We start from the raw sequence: 15,855 nt of genomic DNA, 5'->3' as shown, positions 1-15,855 counted from the left end.
GACAAAAAAGCTTTTATTTGTAGGAAAAAATTATCAGTTGATATAAGTTTAAAACTTGATATTCATTCTTTTTAGTATTTCATATGTCTTTGTTACATCATATGTAGCACTATGATATTTGTCTGCTTCAAACTCTATTCCATAGTATGCACAAGTTTCATCTAGTTTTGGATTTTTTACTCTTCCATTCTTACCATATACATTTACTTTTACTCTATTCTCTTTCATTGTACATATATGATTTTGAAACTTAACACGATTATTTATATGTCTTAATTCAAAATTTATATTATGAGCAACTAAAGTTTTAGCTTTATAACAAAACTCTTCGAAATCTTCATCTTCAGTAAAATATGAAACATAATCTTTATCTTTTCTATAATCTAATATCAACTCAGGTGTTAATCTATGTACTGCATATGAGTAATAATTAACTGGATATCTTGATAAGTAGTATCTATGAAATTTATCTAATATATTAAAATCACTATCAATCTTTACAGCTGCTACTTCTAATACATCACCTATATTTCCACTATTTGTCTCAAAATCTAATATTATCACTTATCTAACTCTTCTTTATATTTATATATCAATTCTTTTAATTCTATGTATTGGCTTTTATTTACACTATCTAATTTATCTATTAAATATTCATATTTTTTATATGTATTCCATACATTTTTACTGTGTTGTATTCTATTCATATTTTCTAATTCAAAAACAACTACTGCATTTGTAAAAGCCTTTAGTATAAATGATTCTTTTCTAGTAGATTCATCATTTTTGTACTCTCGCCATAAATGCTCTAATTCATCATGGCATTTTACAAACTCTTTGTCTTTAAATAGTTTAATAATATCTTCTAATTGTAATTTAATATCCATAAACTCACTTTTTTGGCATTATAACAAAGGTAAAATAAAATATCTAATTGTTTAATAATATTTTAATTTTACTAGGAATATAATGTATTCAAAGGAGTCTATCATGCAAATTAATGGTAATAACCCTATTATAAACAATGATATCTATTTAAATGCTAATCAAGCATTAAATAGAATTGCGACTGGGATAGAGATAAATCAAGCTAGTGATGATGCTTCTAGTTTAGCTATTGCAGATAATTTATTAGCTCAAAGTAATGGTTACTCACAAGCTATTGAAAATACAAACTCTGCGATTGCTGCATCTCAAATAACAGATGGTGCTTTAAATTCACAATCTAATATTTTAGATGATATAAAACAAAAACTAACTCAAGCAGCAACTGATACTACTAGCGATGAAGGTAGAGAAGCAATACTTAAAGATATTCAAGGGCAACTAAAAGCATTTGATAATATTGCACAAAGTACAAACTACAATGGTCAAAATCTACTTCAAGCAAGTAGTGAAGACTCATCTGCTAGTTCTGATTTACAATATCAATCAGGAATCGAAGGTCAAGACTTAATTGAACAATCAGGAATTCAATCAAATACTGAAGGTTTAGGATTAAGTGATTTATTAAATCAAGATATCTCTAGCTTTTCAAGTGCTGATGCTAGAGCATACCTTGAAGATATTGACAATGCAATTGATGGTCTAAATGATTTTAGAGGAGAAGTTGGTTCAACAGTAAACCAATTACAAAGTGCTAATAATACTTTATTAACACAAGAAGCAAGTACTCTTCAAGCAGCTTCTGTTTTCAATACAGATTATGCAGCAGAGTCAGCTAATTTTTCTAAACAAAATATATTAAGTCAAATTGGTGCATTTGTACAAGCACAAGGAAATCCTAATCAAGATGTAGTAACTAGATTACTAAGTTAGATAAAACTCAAGTTTAAACTTGAGTTTTATTTTAGTTTTCCAAAAACTTTATACTTTTCCCAATAAATATCAATAGCATCTTTTAATTTATCATCTTTTAGTTTACTTCTCTTTTTTACACCAAATCTATTTATAAAAGCTTCAGGCATAATAGTTTTGTCTTTTGATGGATTCTTTAAATATTCAAACATAGATGTTTTAACAGCTTTTTCACCACTATATTTTAAAAGATATCTATAAAAATATTTATCAATACTTACAGGTAGTTTTTTATGACATTTAACACAGTTTATTTCATATATATCTTTGGCATATGAAATATTTACTATTAAAAGTATAAACAAAAGTTTTTTTACCATTTTATCTCTACTTTCGTTCCAACATTAAGTTTTGAAGAAACATTAATTTTTAAATTATACTCTTTTGCAATAAGTGAAACAATATTTAAACCTATACCAAAACCACCAATACTTTTATCAAATCTTGCATATCTTTCAAACAAATTATCAAGGTTTTCTTTACTAATACCTTTTCCAGTGTCTTCAATAGATAAATAGCCCTCTTTTAAAACAATACTTATAGTTCCTGCAATCTTATTATATTTTATTGCATTAGATAAAATATTATCAATCAGTTTTGAAATCTTCTTTTCATCACAAAAGAGTTTTATATCTTCATCTATTTGTATTTTAAAACCAACTTTTTTCATAGCTGCAAGTGCTTTAAAATACTCTACTCTTTGTTTAAGAATTTTTGTTAAATCTAAATCTTTATTTTCTGAAATAATTTTATTATTTAAAGTGATAAAAGTTAAATCTTCATATATATTAGATACTGTTTTAGCACCAATTTCGATTCTATTAATTTTTTTATATAATTTTTCATCTAAACTTTGTTTATCAATCATCTCAATATTAGTTAAAATGGCTGATATTGGAGTATTTAATTCATGTGTTGTGTCTTTAATAAATCTATCTAATAAATTAAGCGCATCTTTCATTGGCTTTAAAAAAATATTAGCTAAAAAATAACCTATAAGCATCATTATAAAAAATGCAATTAAAGAGATTAAAATAATCTCATTATTAACCTTTATAAGCCACTGTTTATCATCTTTAATCTCTATGATTACATATTTCGCACCTAAGTAGTATGATTCAGGTTCTTTAATAAAATGTATATAATCACCACTTAGATAAATACCTTTACTTAGATTTATATTTTGTGAGTTTAATAAAGAGAAAATCTGTTTATATTCAGAATCTAAAATAGCTGATTGATATTCATCAACTCTAGGATAAAACTTATATTTATCAAAATTAATATGTAAATCTTTTAATCTAGTTACAAAATCATTTGAATGTTCTTGAAGTATCTCTCTTTTATTTTGAAGCATTAAATCTTTTTGAAAGGTATAATATAAAAAAGCGAAACTACCTATAATAATAGCTACTAATAAAGAATAAACAAGACCGAAACCTAAAAGTGTTCTAGCCTCACTCTTGGTTAAATCTATATCCAAGTTTTTTAAGACTAACAATTTTCTCTTTTCCTACAATCTTTCTTAGATTTTTAATATAAGTTCTTAAAGAGTTATCACTGTACTCTTCGTCATAGTTCCAAACAAAATCATAAATTCTATCATGGGATAAAAGTTCATTTGGATGTTGTAAAAATAGCTTTAAAAGTTTTAACTCTTTTAAATTTAGTTTTATTTCAATATCATCTTTTTTTAACTCACTTGAAATTAAATTAAATACTAAGCCATCCCCTAGTTTAATAATCTCTTCTTTGCTATTTGCAAACTCTCTTTTTAATATAGTTTGCACTCTAAGTAAAAGCTCTTTTAACTCAAAAGGCTTTCTAATATAATTATCACAACCACTTTGAAACCCTTCTTCTAAAGACTCCATTGAGTTCAAAGAAGTTATAAAAATTGCTGGAGTTTTATTACCCTCAGATCTAATCTCTTTTAAAACTTCAAAACCATTTTTATTTGGAACATTAACATCAAGTAAAAGTAAATCATAATTTTTTTCATATATAAATGAGAGTGCTTCTTCTCCATCATATACAAAATCAATATCAAAGCCTTGGTCTTGAAAATATTCAACTACTGTTTCACTAAGTGTTAAATCATCTTCTAATAGTAAAATTGTTGCTTTCATTATCTATTTAATTTCTCTTTATTTTTTTTATACATTTCATACTCTTTTGTATTCATTAAAGGAACTCTAGAATTCAACTCTTTATTAAATGCTTTTTTATTTTCACTCTTTACATATCCCATAATAGCAATAAGCTCTTGAGTACTCATTTCACTATAATCAACTTTAGCCATTAATGAAGTAAAAACAAATATTATAGAAACTACTATTTTTCTCATTGTGTCACTTTTGTATTTTTTTTGATTATAACATAGTAAATGTATAATAATTGTAAAACAAAAATTTGTAATTTCTTTTTATAAAAGGTAAATTGAGTCATTTCTGAGACATTTGTATAATATAATAGGTTAATTTAAACATTTGCAGGGAAGCGGAATGATACAAGTTGGGAAGTTATACAATAAAATTCCTTATTTAGTTAGAGATAAAGATAATAACTATAAGGATTTAAACTACATAGAGACAGTAATAAATGAACTATCTAAAAAAGGTATAAATAAAAAAGACATAATTAATATTTTTTCTAATAATAGAGATAATTTATTGCATTTTCATTTGGTAATAAAATCCCATATACCAAAGGAGAGTCTTCAAATAAATTTTAAAAATGAGTTAGTAGAGTTTACTTTTGAGGAGTATAAAGAGTCTAAAACTAAAACAAAATATATAAATTCATTTATGTTTATTGAGACTTTTAAGCACTTAGATGAAGAATCATTAGTGAATGCTTTTGAAAAAATCATAGGATGTAATGGGAAAAATCTTTTTATTTCAATTAAAAAAGATAATTTAAAACTATTTGACCCGTCAAATAAACAATATTTATATAGAAAAACTCTTTTAGAAAAAAGAGAAATAATAGAAGATGTTGCACAATCATTTGACATAGATACTGCTCAACTATTTGAAGACTTAAACCCAAATTTAATAAAAAGCGTTTGTAAAGATCTTAATTCAACATACAAGATATTAGCTTTTGAACTTGGATATAAACCTGATACTATAAATAAAGCAGCTTCAACAGGTAAAATTAGTGAGCAATTAAAAAAAGCAATTGAGCTATATTTAGAAAATTTAAGACTAAAAGAAGAACTTAAAAACTTTAATCTAATAAAAGAGAGCTTGCAAAATATTTCAGTTTAAGACTTATTAATCTTATTTTAATTACAATCCTTATTAAAAAGAGAGATTTATGTTAAAAAACTTATTAATATTAGCTACAGCTTCAGTTCTTTTCTCAGGATGTTTTGGAGAGAAAGAAGAAGAAAATTGGACTGCATTTATCTACCCAGATAAAGAAAATACAAAAAGAAGTGTAAAAAGTCCTGTAACTTTTAAAACTTTACAAGAGTGTAAAGATGAATCTATCAAACAGATAAATAATCAAAACCTACAAAAATCTGCGATTTTTAAATGTGGTCTTAATTGTGGATGGCACGAAGGAATGCAAGTAGAAATTTGTCAAAAAATGTTCTCTTCTGTAGAAAAATAACTATACATAGTTTTTTTCTACATTAACGTTATACAAAATTATTTAAAATCTATTTAAATTATCTTTTATTTTTACTATGATATAAATACCTATTCAATTCATTTTTTTATCATATTTTATTGATAAAATACAATAAATGAGAAGTTTGAGGAAATTTATGAGAGAACTAAAATTTTTAAATATAGGTTATTATGATAATCTATTAGATAATGAAATCAATGACTATCTAATTTCAAATACTAAAAATCTATCAAGATTTAATAATGAAGATGAGTTAGTTAATTTAGTAAATGAAAAAAAAATTAATCTATTAATAACTACATATAATTATGAGTCATTAAAAAAAGTTAGAAAAATAAATGATAATATTCAAGTTGTTGCAATCTTAGATGAATTAAAAAAAGAATATTTAAAACAAAGTGTTGAGTTAGAACATATTAAGTTTCTTCAAAACTTGAATTGCAAAGAAGAATTCAAAAATGTTTTAAAAGACTGTATAAAACAATTAGATTCAAATAAATCAAATATTATAAAATTAAAAAATGATTTTATATATGATTTATACAACAAAACATTAATAAAAAAAGATGAAATAGTTTCACTATCAAATAAAGAGGCACTATTTTTAGACTTATTACTTAGAAATCCTAATAGAGCATTAAATTATGAAGAGATTCAAAATGAAGTTTGGGATGAAAATATGAGTCAAGATGCTTTAAGATCTGTTGTAAAAGAACTTAGAAAAAAAGTATATAAAGAGCTTATAAAAAATGTTTCTGGAGTTGGTTATAGAGCAGACTTTATATAAGTTTTAAAATACTCTTTTAATTTAATAGTTTATTTACATATTTTATAGTAAAAGTATGTAAAAAATTAAAAGAGTGTTATGGAAGATAAAATCTCTGCTAAATATATATTTAAGCTATTACTACACAATAAAAAAGCCCTTTTTTGGGGGCAAATAATTACGATTATTGCTATATTAATTAGTGTACCAATTCCCCTACTATTGCCAATGCTAGTTGATGAGGTATTACTAAATAAACCTGGTTTTTTTGTAAACAATATTAATGACTTCTTTAGTTCTGGAACCGCCTTTTACTATATTGCTATTGTTACCTTCATCGTTGTATTTTTAAGAATTCTTTACTTTGCAGTCGGAGTTATTATTACTAAAATATTTACTAGAATTTCTAAATATGTAACTTATAAAATAAGAATAAAATTACTAAATCATTTAGAACAAGTTAATATGAATGAATATGAAAGTCTAGGTTCAGGTTCAATTGCAGCTAATTTAATCACAGATGTAAATACATTAGATAACTTTATAGTATCAATTGCTAGTAAATTTGTATCTTCAGTTTTAACTTTAATTGCAGTTGCTGTTGTAATTATAGCTATTGACCCAATATTGGGTTTTATGATTTTATTTATTCAACCAATTATTATGATTCTTTCAAAAAAAATATCAAAGAAAACTGGTGTTTTGAAGAAAAAAGAGAATAATGCAATTGAGGGGTTTCAAAATAATATTAGTGAAACATTAGAGCTTTTTGGTCAAATAAAAGCAAGTAATAAAGAAAAGTTCTTTTTTGAGCAATCTAAACAAAAAGCAAATACTATAAAAGATACATCAAATGAGTTCAACTACAAAAGTGTAGCCTATGAGAGATTTTCTTTTACAATATTTCTAATTACATTTGAAATATTTAGAGCTACGGGTTTAGTTTTAGTTGCATATAGTGATTTAACTATTGGTATGATGTTTGCAATGTTTGGCTATATTTGGTTTATTATGTCTCCTGTTCAAGATATATTAACAATTCAGTACTCATGGGCAAGTGCAAATGCAGCAATTGAGAGAATAAATAAAATTTTAGATTTAAAAGTGGAAAAAAATTCACATCTTCAAATACCAAATAAAAATGATGAATTAATAATAAAAATAGAAAATCTATCTTTTTCATATAATCAAGAGAAAAAAGTTATTGATAATATAAGTTTAGAAATAAAAGCTAAGGAAAAAGTTGCGTTAATTGGTGCAAGTGGAAGTGGAAAAACTACACTAGCACAACTTATATCAGGTTTTTATGAAAAAGATAGTGGTAATATTACATATAATAGTATAGAAATTGATAAATTAGATAAGCACTCTATTAGAGAAAATATTTTTTTAGTTTTACAAATGCCTATATTATTTAATAATACACTTAGATTTAATATAACTATGGGTAAAGAAATTAGTGATGAGAAAATTTTTGAGGCTTTAAAAATAGCTCAACTAAAAGATGTAGTTTTAAAAATGTCTGATGGTTTAGATACAATTGTAGGTAAGCATGGTATTAGATTAAGTGGTGGACAAAGACAAAGATTATCTATTGCTAGAATGGTAATAAATAATCCTAAAGTTGTAATCTTTGATGAGTCAACTTCAGCTTTAGATGTTCACACGGAAGCAAAATTATTTAATGACCTAGAAGATTTTTTAAAGAACAAAACAGTAATTACTATAGCTCATAGATTAAGTACAGTAAAAAATGCTAATATAATATATGTACTAAATGATGGTAAACTTGTTCAAAAAGGAACTCATAAAGAGCTTGAAGAACAAGAAGGACATTATTTAGAATTTGTAAAAAAACAATTGATTTAAAGGATTTATATTTGAATGACAACAACTTAATTAGATATTTCTTTTTTCTAGCTACGTCTATAGTAATAATTGCTGGATTAAAAATAGCTAGTGAGATTTTAGTAATATTATTTTTAGCCATATTTATAGCTTCAATTTTATCTTCATTACTTACTTTTTTAAAAAATAAGAATATTCCAATATTTTTTGCATATATAGTTTCCTTATCTATTTTAATTCTTCTAAGTTTGCTTTTAGCATATGTTATAAATATATCTCTAAAAGATTTTATAGAAAATCTTCCAAGTTATGAAACTAGAATCAATGAACTTATTGTAGATAGTATTATATATATTGAACAAACAGGATATAAAGTTAATAAAGATGAGATACTTCAAGCTCTTAATTTTAGTTCTTTTGTAGGATTTACAACTAATATTATTGGTAGTATTGGAACATTTTTATCTAAATTTGTATTAGTAATTATTGGGGTTGCTTTTATACTTGCAGAAGCAAAATCAATTCAAACAAAATTAAAAATCATTTTTCAAAATAATGCACAAAAACTACAACATGTAAATCTATTTTCTAAAAATATCCAAAAATACTTTTTAGTTAAAACTTTTACAAGTTTTTTAACTGGTTTTATAATTACTTTAATTCTAATGTACTTTAATGTTGATTATCCAATATTATGGGGTGTAATTGCAGCACTATTTAATTTTGTGCCAGTAGTTGGGTCTATCATAGCATCAGTTCCTGCAATAGTTTTAGCACTAATGAATTTAGATATAAACTCAACTATATATATTACAGTTTTATATGTAATTATAAATATCTCTATTAGTAATATTTTAGAACCTAAACTTATGGGAAAAGAGCTAGGATTATCACCTTTAGTAATCTTTTTCTCACTAATATTATGGGGATGGATTTTAGGAATAGTTGGAATGTTTTTAGCAGTTCCTATAACTATGACTTTAAAAATTGCCTTTGATTCAAATAGTGAAACAAAATGGATTGGAATTATGATGTCTAATTTAGCAAAGAAACAAGAGAAGAAAAGAAGCTAAACTTCTTTTCTTTTATTTACCTTTAAACTCTTTTTGATTAACAGCATTTACAACATCATCTGCTAATTTTGATGTACTTACAGCTACTTGGTTTGCTTCACTTGCAATACTTGCGTTTATTTGTGTTTGTTTATCTAAAGAACTTATTGCATCACTAATCTGCTCAATTCCGATTTTTTGCTCTTTTGAAGCATTATCTACTTCATTAATTAATGATAAAGTATTATTAATATTTTCATTTAGTTTGTTATAACCTTCAATCATCTGTGAAGCTATATTTTTACCTTGATTAGACTTTTCATTTGCACTTTCAACTAATGATTTAATCTCATTTGCAGCTTCTGCACTTCTTGCTGCTAGATTTCTAACCTCTTGAGCAACAACAGCAAAACCTTTTCCTGCTTCACCTGCAGTTGCTGCTTCAACTGCTGCATTTAGTGATAAAATATTTGTTTGGAATGCTATTTGATCAATTACTGTAATTGCTTCATTTATTGCACTTACTTGTGTATTTATATCATCCATAGAACTAACAGTTTCATTTGCTAAACCTTGACCTGTTGAAGCTGCTTGATTTAACTCATTTGCATAACTAGCCATTTTAGATACGTTTTGAGTATTAGCATTTACATTACTTGCTATTTCTTCAACAGCTGCCGAAGTCTCTTCTAATCTTGCTGCTGCATCATTTGAAGCTTTATTTAACTCATCAACATTTTTTAATAAAGAAGATGAACTCTCTTGCAAAGTTTGTCCATTTGATTTATTTTCAATAAGCATAGAAGTAATAGCTTCACCTAAAGCATTAATTCCATCAACCATCTGTTTTGATTCACCATAAATAGGACTATCAAGTTGAATACTATTCATATAGTTGTAGTTTGTATAATCTTTTAATGTAGTTAAAATACCATTTATAACTTTTTGTTGATTATCTAACATTCTATTAATTGTTTGAGCTAAAACTTGAACTTGTGGATTTTCAGCTTGTGATTTTACTCTACATCCATAGTAACCTTTTTCAACTTTATCAAGTGTAATAGTTGCTTCACCAACACAAAGTAAATCTTTTTCTAAAGCACCATTGATTCTATCAATATTTTTATTAACAAGTTTTGCTAAATCGCCTAATTCACCTTTTGTATTTAACTCAATATAGTTTATTTCATTTATTTCTTTATTTAAATAATCCATAAACTGTTCAATACCTTTTGAAATTTTGTCTATTCCTCTATTTATACTTCCAATAAATAAATTTAATAGATAAATAATAACAAATAAAGAAATAATCATAATAAGTAAAATTGTTGAGAAAAAGTTGTTTTCAGATGAAATTTCTTCATCAATCTCTTTTAAAATATTACTTGATAAATAATCATCAATCTCTTTTAAAACATTAATTTTTTTTGTTATAGAAGAAAACCAATAAGTAGAATCTATATTTAACTCTATACTATTATTAGCACCATGGGCTAATAATAAATCTCTCATTTTTTGAACTTCTTCGATAATTGGAGCATTTAACTTTTCATTAACAAAATCAGCATATTCAGAACCATAAATAAAGAAGTCATTTAAATACATCTCTTGTTGATTAACTAAAATTAAAAATTTTTGATACATTCCTTTACCAAATGTTTTTTGTGCAAAAGTATTCGAACCAACTGCTCTTTCAATACCTGCTCTTTCCTTTGCCATTAAAAAATTATAATATCCTGTTAAATCAGTAATAATATGCTCATCAAATCCATTTTTAGATGTAATTGCAATAAAATCTAATAAGTTTTTATTTATATTTGTATAATAACTAATCGCTTTTGAGGCAGATACACTTAAATCATCAATTGAATTTCTTAAAGAATCTAATTTTTTAAATTCATCTAAAACATAAATTATTTTTTCATTTAATCCATAAATAAGAAGTGACTTATCCATTAAATTTAGATATTTTTTTAGCTCTTCTAATCTATTGTTAGTTAAATCTCTTTGATTTTCCAATATATCTTTAAACTTATTACCTTTACTACCTAAATATCCAGCACTTGCACCTCTTTCTTTTTGTGTTTCATGAAGTAATAATGATATTTTAGAATCAATAACTATTAACTCTTTTACACTTTCTAAAGAACTTATTTTACTGTGTGTATAAGATAAATATAAAGCACCTAAAATAAATAAACCTATCAATGGTATAAAACTTAGAAGCTTAATTTTATTTTTTATAGATAATCTTTTTAAATATAACATCTCAAAACCCCTTACTTCATTGTTTTATATATTGCTTCGTATTTTTCAATCTCTTTTTTTGAAGCCATTCTTCTACAAGAGATATATCCCTTGCTTCCATCACAAGAAGTAAAAGGAAAAACTGTAGCAAAAACCCAATAGTATTTTCCACTTTTTGTTCTATTCTTAACAAAACCTTTCCATGGTTTACCACTTTTTACAGTGTTCCATAAATCTTCAAATGCAGCTTTTGGCATATCTGGATGTCTAACTAAATTATGAGGCTTTCCTATTAACTCTTCTAGTTTATACTCTGCATATTCACAAAACTCTTCATTAGCATATTTAATAATACCTTTTTCATCTGTTTCAGATAATAAAAATGAATTTCTATCTAATACTAATTCATCTGAATTCATAATTTTCTCCTTATAAAGCAAATATTAATAACCTTCTAAATTACTATAGTAACAATGAAGCATTGAATAATAACGATTATATAACATTGAAACTTTATTTAAAATTCAAAAAAAGAAGTATTGGATTATGAAACTGTATAGAAAATAGTACTGAAGAGGTAAACCCATAAGCCGAGTTCTGTTATTGTGACAATAATTTATCTAGTTAGCAAATTACTTAGCTAATCTTGCAAAGACCAAAAGTGTGAAGCTTAATACCAGGTCTTCTTGCTGCGAGTTGGGTTTACAAAGCACTTAAGATTACTCAAAAGTCTGGTGAGCTCTTACCTCACCGTTTCACCATCACCAAAAAATTGGCTGTTTACTCTCTGTTGCACTATCCCTTAGGTTACCCTAGCCATTCTTTAAATGGAACTCTGCTTCACTGCAGCCCGGACTTTCCTCTTGTTAAAACAAGCTATTGTCAGGTTTACCTGTGGTATTTTATCTATATTTTGCTTTAGAAACAAAAACTTTTTAGTTAGATACTTTATAAGAACATCAAATAGTTATTTTATAGATTTATAATCATTTTACTTGTATAATTAGCCATTATTTTTAAAAGGCTTATTTGTTAAAAAAGATATTAATACCATTTTTAATCATAATCTTCTTTAGCTCATGTACATACAAAGAAGAAAAAAAATTAAAAATTTCAATATCAAATTGGATTGGTTATACACCCTTAATTTATGCAAAAGAGAAAAAATGGTTAGACGACTTAAATATTAAAATATTACAAGTATCTTCACTAACTGAAAACTTATATTTATATGAAGCAGGAAATAGCGATGCATTTGTTGGAACTCAATATGAATATAATTTAGCAAAAAAAAGCCAGAACTCACTAATTCCCTTAATACTTTTAAACCGTTCAAATGGTGGAGATATGATAATGTCTAATTTAACAATAGAGGAATTAAAGAATAGTTCAAAACTAGATGTTTATTTAGAAATTGATTCAGTAAACTCTATCCTTTTAGAAGATTTTTTAGTGACTAATAATTTAAAAAACTTAAAAATCAACTACATAAATAAAGACCAACAATATATTTCAACTCTTAAAAAAAAGAATCTAAAGGAACCAACTCTAATTGTTACTTACTCACCATATTATAAAGTTTTAGAAGAGAATGGCATTAATATTATAGCCTCAACGGCAGATAAATTAAGACTTTTAATTGTTGATGCACTTTTTGTTTCAAAAGAGGTTTACACTGAAAATGAAAAAAAATTTCAAAAATTAAAAATATTGATAGATAAAGCAATAGAAAACTTACAGGAAAATCCTAAAGAATATTTTGAAACGGTAAAAACACATAACCTAAATATGACCTATGATGAATTCTTATCAACTGTTGAAAAAATTGTTTGGATTAATAAAAAAATTGAGCAAGTTTATATAGATAAATTAAACTATCAAAATTTTCCAGTTAGAGATATTTTAAAATGAAATTAAATATTCAAAATTTTTTCTTTATATATATTTTCACCTTTTTAGCTTATACTTTTTCTATTTTTAGCTATTCTTTTTTTCAACAAGAGGAAAAAAGAGCAGAAGTAATCTACAAAAATTTAAATACTAGTATTAAAGAACTATCATATAATCTATCAAAAACACTTACTAACAAAGATGAACTTTTAAAAAAGAGGGCTTTATTTGAAAGATTGGTAGCAAATGATGACTTTTTAAAAGGTATTTTAATTTTTAATGATAACAAACTTTTAGTATCAACTATAGCTTATACTAATAAAATAGATACATCAAAAAAGATAAAATATGATTCATATTATGAAAAAATAAAAAATATAGACTATTTGTCCACAAATATTAGATTTTTTGAAAATAATAAACCTAATAACTTACTATTAATTTATTTACTTAACTTTCGCACGTTAAATTGATTAAAATTGTAGCTAAATCTCCCTAAAACATTACTCCTTTAGTTAATAATCTTATCCTTGTTGACATAAAAATAATTTAGTTGTTTTTCTATGATATTTTTCTATTTTGAACTCTCAATAAAGCCCTTAAATAGGCACTTTTAGCTATAATATCTATTATATTAAAGGGTAAGAATGCAGATAGAATCCAAGATCATCGGTATTATAAACGATAAGTTAAAAAATCCAATCTATGAAACATTACGTTTGTTAAATATGAAAACTATTTTAACCAAGAGCAATTTTTCTAAAAAAGAGGGAGTTGCTGTTCATATGGTTGTATTACATTTTGTATATATGCTGGTTATGAATAAAAAAATATCAACCTTTATGGATCAAAGTAATGATAGTTTCAAAAAAGATGTATATTATCGATTACTTTCCAATACTTCTTATAATTGGAGAAAACTATTATCTCTTAGTTCTTTAAAGATCTTATCACTACTTCATAAAGTGCAAGATTCAAAGCTAGTAAGAGTTCTTATACTTGATGATACTGTTGAAGATAAAGTTGGTAAAAATATAGAGGGAAGTTGTGACAACCTTTGGAGCAATAAAGCAAAGAGAAAAATCAGAGGTGTAAATGTTGTATCACTAAACTATAGTGATGGTTATTCAAATTTTATGTTGGACTTTGCAATTGCTATGAACAGTTATGCAAGGGTAAAGATAGAAGAGTTTACAAATATTATTGATCATCGAACCAATGCACATAAGCGAAGATTGGAAAGCTTAAAAGGGAAATCACAAATTGCTATAGAGATGATTAAAAGAGCAGTAGCTAGTGGTATATATGCAGATTATCTGCTTGTAGATAGCTGGTATTCTAAACCTGTATTTATAGAAACTATGAATGAACTTGGATTGCAAGTCATTTCAAGAATGGTAAACAATGACAGGATATGGAATTTTACAGGAGAGAAAAAGACCCTTGATGGCATCTATAACAAATTTAAAAAGCTTAAATCTATCAAGATGGGTCAATATGGCAAAAAGATAAAGTTTGAGTATTTTTCAACCATAGTTGAACATAAAAAAGCTGGTAAATTAAAAATTGTTTTTATAAAAACAAAAGAGAATTTAATACCAATCGTATCAACCAATCTTATACTTAGTGATGAAGAGATTATAGATATTTATAAAAGACGATGGGATATAGAACAAGGGTATAAAGAACTTCGTGAACACTTTGGATTCGGAAAAGAAGAGAATCGAATCTATGAAGCTTTGATAGCCAGAATTACACTATCTTTTTTTACATACAATGTTGTTAGCTATATAAATCGTATCAGCAATGAACCTAAAACAATTGGTGGATTGTTTAAAGATTTAGAATGTGAACTTCATACTCTAGCAATAGCTATGCAAGCATTTTTAGCTATTTTAGATGAGATTGCAAAAATTGAAGAAGTTGTCAATAGAAATGAGGATTTTACAGCTATCATTGATCTATTAAGAGATGTGACTGGAAAATTGCTTGGTTTTAGGTGCGAAAGTTAAGTTATTTATTAGAAAAAAAAGAAATCAATACACATTTTGAAGAAATTTTAATTAACTTTTTAATTAACTTTGTACTGTTTATTACTATTGCATTATTAATTAAATTATATTTTTTAAAAACTTATATCTCTTCTCCTCTTGAGAAACTAAGACAATATGCTTATTATCATAGTTTTATTCCAAAAGCTTTTAAAATCAAAGAACTAGAAGCAATTAGACACTCTATGGTTGATAGTTTTACAAGACTTGAAGAAGAAAAAGAGACTTTATATCACATGGCAAGAACTGATTCTTTAAGTGGCTTAGCAAATAGGAATTCATTAGATGAATTCCTAGATAGAAATATTCCTATTGCAAAACGTTCAAAAGAAGAGTTTGCATATTTGTTTATTGATATTGATCACTTTAAAGAAGTTAATGATTCTTTAGGACATAATGTTGGGGATGAACTGCTAAAAACTATTTCAGATAAAATTAAAAATATAATAAGACCCACTGATTTTATTGCAAGAGTTGGAGGAGATGTGGAGTGGTAACTTAA

General features: G+C 25.4%; 18 protein-coding genes and 1 other RNA gene. 10 read left to right on the top strand and 9 right to left on the bottom strand.

Annotation, left to right across the window (positions count from 1 at the left end):
- Positions 1–48: 48 nt before the first annotated feature.
- Positions 49–564 (bottom strand): 3'-5' exonuclease, encoded by a 516-nt coding sequence (locus tag APAC_RS06605; protein ID WP_130233357.1) that lies wholly within the window; start codon positions 562–564, stop codon positions 49–51.
- Entirely contained in the window at positions 561–887 is a 327-nt protein-coding gene (locus tag APAC_RS06600; RefSeq protein WP_130233356.1) for a DUF309 domain-containing protein, read from the bottom strand. The genes APAC_RS06605 and APAC_RS06600 overlap by 4 nt, the downstream gene beginning before the upstream one ends.
- 103 nt (positions 888–990) lie before the next feature.
- Between APAC_RS06600 and APAC_RS06595 the strand changes: the two genes are divergently transcribed.
- Positions 991–1,818: a flagellin N-terminal helical domain-containing protein gene (locus APAC_RS06595; RefSeq protein WP_170170131.1), complete on the top strand. Its 828-nt coding sequence runs from the start codon at positions 991–993 to the stop codon at positions 1,816–1,818.
- A 26-nt stretch (positions 1,819–1,844) separates the two neighbouring features.
- Here APAC_RS06595 and APAC_RS06590 read toward each other — a convergent pair whose 3' ends face one another.
- The 4 genes from APAC_RS06590 to APAC_RS06575 are packed head-to-tail and all read right to left on the bottom strand — an operon-like array spanning position 1,845 to position 4,204.
- Positions 1,845–2,177, bottom strand: a complete 333-nt coding sequence (locus APAC_RS06590) for a hypothetical protein (protein WP_130233354.1) — start codon at positions 2,175–2,177, stop codon at positions 1,845–1,847.
- Positions 2,171–3,358 carry a sensor histidine kinase gene (locus APAC_RS06585; protein ID WP_130233353.1) on the bottom strand — a complete coding sequence of 396 codons (1,188 nt, stop codon included), beginning with the start codon at positions 3,356–3,358 and terminating at the stop codon, positions 2,171–2,173. The genes APAC_RS06590 and APAC_RS06585 overlap by 7 nt, the downstream gene beginning before the upstream one ends.
- Complete coding sequence (locus APAC_RS06580) at positions 3,315–3,986, bottom strand: response regulator transcription factor (RefSeq protein ID WP_130233352.1); 672 nt, start codon at positions 3,984–3,986, stop codon at positions 3,315–3,317. The genes APAC_RS06585 and APAC_RS06580 overlap by 44 nt, the downstream gene beginning before the upstream one ends.
- On the bottom strand, positions 3,986–4,204 hold the full coding sequence (locus APAC_RS06575; protein ID WP_130233351.1) for a DUF1104 domain-containing protein: 219 nt from the start codon (positions 4,202–4,204) through the stop codon (positions 3,986–3,988). Before APAC_RS06575 ends, APAC_RS06580 begins: the two co-directional genes overlap by 1 nt.
- A 157-nt stretch (positions 4,205–4,361) precedes the next feature.
- Between APAC_RS06575 and APAC_RS13355 the strand changes: the two genes are divergently transcribed.
- The 5 genes from APAC_RS13355 (at position 4,362) to APAC_RS06550 (ending at position 9,186) form a co-directional block, all read left to right on the top strand.
- Positions 4,362–5,129, top strand: coding sequence for a hypothetical protein (locus tag APAC_RS13355; RefSeq protein WP_228255966.1), 768 nt, complete (start codon positions 4,362–4,364; stop codon positions 5,127–5,129).
- A gap of 49 nt (positions 5,130–5,178) precedes the next feature.
- Complete coding sequence (locus APAC_RS06565) at positions 5,179–5,478, top strand: hypothetical protein (RefSeq protein WP_130233350.1); 300 nt, start codon at positions 5,179–5,181, stop codon at positions 5,476–5,478.
- Between the two features lie 157 nt (positions 5,479–5,635).
- Entirely contained in the window at positions 5,636–6,286 is a 651-nt protein-coding gene (locus APAC_RS06560) for a winged helix-turn-helix domain-containing protein (protein ID WP_170170130.1), read from the top strand.
- A 78-nt stretch (positions 6,287–6,364) separates the two neighbouring features.
- Positions 6,365–8,134 (top strand): ABC transporter ATP-binding protein, encoded by a 1,770-nt coding sequence (locus APAC_RS06555; protein WP_130233348.1) that lies wholly within the window; start codon positions 6,365–6,367, stop codon positions 8,132–8,134.
- Between the two features lie 11 nt (positions 8,135–8,145).
- Positions 8,146–9,186 carry an AI-2E family transporter gene (locus tag APAC_RS06550; RefSeq protein WP_130233347.1) on the top strand — a complete coding sequence of 347 codons (1,041 nt, stop codon included), beginning with the start codon at positions 8,146–8,148 and terminating at the stop codon, positions 9,184–9,186.
- A 12-nt stretch (positions 9,187–9,198) separates the two neighbouring features.
- Here the strand turns inward: APAC_RS06550 and APAC_RS06545 are convergent, their stop codons facing one another.
- The 3 genes from APAC_RS06545 to rnpB all read right to left on the bottom strand — a co-directional run bounded on the left by APAC_RS06545 (position 9,199) and on the right by rnpB (position 12,307).
- On the bottom strand, positions 9,199–11,433 hold the full coding sequence (locus APAC_RS06545; RefSeq protein WP_130233346.1) for a methyl-accepting chemotaxis protein: 2,235 nt from the start codon (positions 11,431–11,433) through the stop codon (positions 9,199–9,201).
- 11 nt (positions 11,434–11,444) lie between these two features.
- Positions 11,445–11,831: a PAS domain-containing protein gene (locus tag APAC_RS06540; protein ID WP_130233345.1), complete on the bottom strand. Its 387-nt coding sequence runs from the start codon at positions 11,829–11,831 to the stop codon at positions 11,445–11,447.
- Positions 11,832–11,982: 151 nt separating this feature from the next.
- Positions 11,983–12,307: RNase P RNA component class A (gene rnpB, locus APAC_RS06535), an RNA gene on the bottom strand.
- A 134-nt stretch (positions 12,308–12,441) separates the two neighbouring features.
- Between rnpB and APAC_RS06530 the strand changes: the two genes are divergently transcribed.
- The 4 genes from APAC_RS06530 to APAC_RS06515 all read left to right on the top strand — a co-directional run bounded on the left by APAC_RS06530 (position 12,442) and on the right by APAC_RS06515 (position 15,850).
- Positions 12,442–13,323: a type 2 periplasmic-binding domain-containing protein gene (locus tag APAC_RS06530; protein ID WP_130233344.1), complete on the top strand. Its 882-nt coding sequence runs from the start codon at positions 12,442–12,444 to the stop codon at positions 13,321–13,323.
- Positions 13,320–13,775: a hypothetical protein gene (locus APAC_RS06525; RefSeq protein ID WP_130233343.1), complete on the top strand. Its 456-nt coding sequence runs from the start codon at positions 13,320–13,322 to the stop codon at positions 13,773–13,775. Before APAC_RS06530 ends, APAC_RS06525 begins: the two co-directional genes overlap by 4 nt.
- A gap of 174 nt (positions 13,776–13,949) precedes the next feature.
- The gene (locus tag APAC_RS06520; RefSeq protein ID WP_130232179.1) at positions 13,950–15,314 is read left to right on the top strand and encodes an IS4 family transposase; all 1,365 of its coding nucleotides are present in this window, start codon (positions 13,950–13,952) and stop codon (positions 15,312–15,314) included.
- Entirely contained in the window at positions 15,302–15,850 is a 549-nt protein-coding gene (locus APAC_RS06515) for a GGDEF domain-containing protein (RefSeq protein WP_130233342.1), read from the top strand. The genes APAC_RS06520 and APAC_RS06515 overlap by 13 nt, the downstream gene beginning before the upstream one ends.
- The last annotated feature ends 5 nt before the right edge of the window (positions 15,851–15,855 follow it).

Source organism: Malaciobacter pacificus, from assembly GCF_004214795.1.
In the GTDB taxonomy this organism is placed as follows: Bacteria; Campylobacterota; Campylobacteria; order Campylobacterales; family Arcobacteraceae; genus Malaciobacter_A; species Malaciobacter_A pacificus.
The sequence above is the reverse complement of the archived record's forward strand: the minus strand, read 5'-3'. Positions and strand labels throughout refer to the sequence as shown.

Coding starts and splice junctions, on each gene's coding strand:
- APAC_RS06600 (WP_130233356.1), bottom strand. CDS start 887: ATGGATATTAAATTACAATTAGAAGATATTATTAAACTATTTAAAGAC.
- APAC_RS06595 (WP_170170131.1), top strand. CDS start 991: ATGCAAATTAATGGTAATAACCCTATTATAAACAATGATATCTATTTA.
- APAC_RS06590 (WP_130233354.1), bottom strand. CDS start 2,177: ATGGTAAAAAAACTTTTGTTTATACTTTTAATAGTAAATATTTCATAT.
- APAC_RS06580 (WP_130233352.1), bottom strand. CDS start 3,986: ATGAAAGCAACAATTTTACTATTAGAAGATGATTTAACACTTAGTGAA.
- APAC_RS06575 (WP_130233351.1), bottom strand. CDS start 4,204: ATGAGAAAAATAGTAGTTTCTATAATATTTGTTTTTACTTCATTAATG.
- APAC_RS13355 (WP_228255966.1), top strand. CDS start 4,362: ATGATACAAGTTGGGAAGTTATACAATAAAATTCCTTATTTAGTTAGA.
- APAC_RS06565 (WP_130233350.1), top strand. CDS start 5,179: ATGTTAAAAAACTTATTAATATTAGCTACAGCTTCAGTTCTTTTCTCA.
- APAC_RS06560 (WP_170170130.1), top strand. CDS start 5,636: ATGAGAGAACTAAAATTTTTAAATATAGGTTATTATGATAATCTATTA.
- APAC_RS06555 (WP_130233348.1), top strand. CDS start 6,365: ATGGAAGATAAAATCTCTGCTAAATATATATTTAAGCTATTACTACAC.
- APAC_RS06545 (WP_130233346.1), bottom strand. CDS start 11,433: ATGTTATATTTAAAAAGATTATCTATAAAAAATAAAATTAAGCTTCTA.
- APAC_RS06540 (WP_130233345.1), bottom strand. CDS start 11,831: ATGAATTCAGATGAATTAGTATTAGATAGAAATTCATTTTTATTATCT.
- APAC_RS06525 (WP_130233343.1), top strand. CDS start 13,320: ATGAAATTAAATATTCAAAATTTTTTCTTTATATATATTTTCACCTTT.
- APAC_RS06520 (WP_130232179.1), top strand. CDS start 13,950: ATGCAGATAGAATCCAAGATCATCGGTATTATAAACGATAAGTTAAAA.